At 46.6% G+C, this 2,376-nt stretch carries 1 protein-coding gene; it reads left to right on the forward strand.

Annotation, left to right across the window (positions count from 1 at the left end):
* Positions 1-246 precede the first annotated feature (246 nt).
* Positions 247-2,160 carry a heavy metal translocating P-type ATPase gene (locus QUA57_RS28335; RefSeq protein ID WP_333065118.1) on the forward strand — a complete coding sequence of 638 codons (1,914 nt, stop codon included), beginning with the start codon at positions 247-249 and terminating at the stop codon, positions 2,158-2,160.
* Positions 2,161-2,376 lie beyond the last annotated feature (216 nt).

Below are 2,376 nucleotides of genomic sequence, written 5' to 3' on the forward strand. Positions count from 1 at the left end.
ATCATTATTGTTCCATAATATTTCTGCAGAAAGAGGTATTGACAAAATCTACTCCTTTCTAACTTGTTACCAATGATTCTTGCATGGGATTTTTTAACCGCAGATATGGGCGGATAAACGCGGATGGACGCAGATGGGTATGGAGCGTTATTGAGTTTTGTAATTTTGTTTGGTTTTACTCTTGACATTGACATTAATGTCAAGGTTTAGGCTACAGGAGTCATTCTACCAAATCAACCTTTACAAATGATTTCTAATTCTTTGTCAATTTCTCGCATCTCGCAGTTAGCAGAAGAACATCCCGACGCTTTAACAGCCGCCCTGTGCGGAATTCTAGTAATCTTGGGTTCGCTAGCCCTGCAATTCGGCTGGCTGGGTTTAGCCGTATTCATCTTACCCGCGGCTTATGTTATCGGCGGCTATTCCAGCACCCGCGAAGGCTTAACTACCCTTTTTCAAGAACGCGAATTAGATGTAGATTTGTTAATGATTGTCGCTGCTTTGGGCGCGGCCGGTTTGGGGCTATGGCGGCAAGAATATCATTTAATTGTTGACGGTGCGGTGCTGATTTTGATCTTTGCAATTAGCGGTGCCCTTGAAGGTTATGCTATGCAGCGGACTGAACGCAGCATCCGCAGTTTGATGAGTTTGACTGCAGATACTGCTAGGGTAGTAATGTACGGCGGGGAACAGTTCGTTGCGATCGACAAATTGGAAATTGGCGATTGCATTTTAGTCAAGCCGGGAGAAATCATCCCCACAGATGCGATAATTATTGAAGGCTACAGTGCGATCGACCAAGCCTCGATTACCGGCGAATCGATGCCCGTGGAAAAAACCAGGGGCGATGAAGTCTATGCAGGTACAATTAACGGTGTCGGCGCGCTGAAACTCGAAGTGCATAAAACTCCAGAAAGCAGCTTGATTCAGCGAGTGATTCGGCTGGTTCAAGAAGCGCAAACAGCAGCGCCGCCTTCTCAAATGTTTGTGGAAAAATTCGAGCGCGGTTATGCTAAATTAATTGTCGCTTTAGGCTTGCTGCTGGCAACTTTGCCGCCCTTTGTTTTGGGCTGGAATTGGGAAGAGACAATCTATCGGGCGCTGATTTTCCTAGTAGTCGCGTCCCCCTGCGCGCTGATGGCTTCGATTATGCCGGCGCTGCTTTCGGGAATTGCTAATGGGGCGAGACAGGGGATTTTGTTTAAAAGCGGCGCGCAATTAGAGATGATGGGTAAAGTCAGGGCGATCGCCTTTGACAAAACCGGAACTCTCACCACGGGAAAACCTGAAGTTATCCAAATTGTACCAGCAGCCGGATATACTGAAACAGAAGTTCTGCAATTGGCTGCAGCCCTAGAAGCTCATTCCGAACACGCGATCGCCTCTGCAATTGTCAGCGCCGCCCAGCAGCAACAGTTACAATTGTCAACCGCTACCGACGTACAAGCAAAAATCGGTCAAGGAATAGTCGGCAAAGTCAACAATCAAATCATTGCCATTGGTAAAGCCAACTTTGTCGAAGCAACCTCCGAATTGAGTCAAATCAGCCAGCAGTTGCAAGCCGAAGGTAAAACAGTTGTTTGGGTGGCAAAGAGCGATCGGCTTTTGGGAATCATTGCAGTAGCAGATACCATCCGCTCCGAAGCAGCAGCAACAGTAAAACGCTTGCAAAAATTAGGCGTAGAACATATAATTATGCTAACCGGCGACAACGAGCAAACAGCTCAACACATCGCCCGTCAATTAGGCATCAATGAAGTGTACGCCGAACTTTTGCCAGAAGACAAAGTGCAGGCAATTAAACAACTGCAAGCCCAGTATCAAACTGTAGCAATGGTAGGAGACGGCATCAACGACGCCCCCGCCCTCGCTCAAGCTTCCGTGGGCATTGCCATGGGAATTTCCGGCAGCGATGTTGCATTAGAAACTGCTGATATAGTATTAATGGCAGATAAGTTAGAGCAACTAGCTAAAGCAATTAGTTTAGGCCGCCGCGCTCAAAAAGTGGTCAAACAAAACATTGTTTTTGCACTCAGTTGCATAGTCCTGTTATTAGCAGCTAATTTTTTCGGAAATATCACCATGCCTTTCGGCGTCATCGGTCACGAAGGCTCTACAGTAATAGTAACCTTAAGCGGTTTGCGCCTCCTGAGAAATTAGACACCAAAAACCGCTAAAATCGAAGCAGATCGTCTAGAAATACGTTCTCAGGCAGAGCAGATTGGTGACAATTTAACGTTAAACTAATTGTCTCTCTTGTTTATATCGAAGCCTAGATCCCCCCTAACCCCCCTTAACAAGGCAGGGCGGATTTATTGTCGGAATAATAAATTAGGGGATTGGGCTATTTGCTGATGCGCGCCCTCGGGATTTAAC

The organism is Microcoleus sp. Pol7_B2 (assembly GCF_036701035.1).
GTDB lineage: Bacteria > Cyanobacteriota > Cyanobacteriia > Cyanobacteriales > Microcoleaceae > Microcoleus.

What these genes read in the sequence shown, in the direction of transcription:
- QUA57_RS28335 (WP_333065118.1), top strand. Translation starts at nt 247, where the DNA reads ATGATTTCTAATTCTTTGTCAATTTCTCGCATCTCGCAGTTAGCAGAA.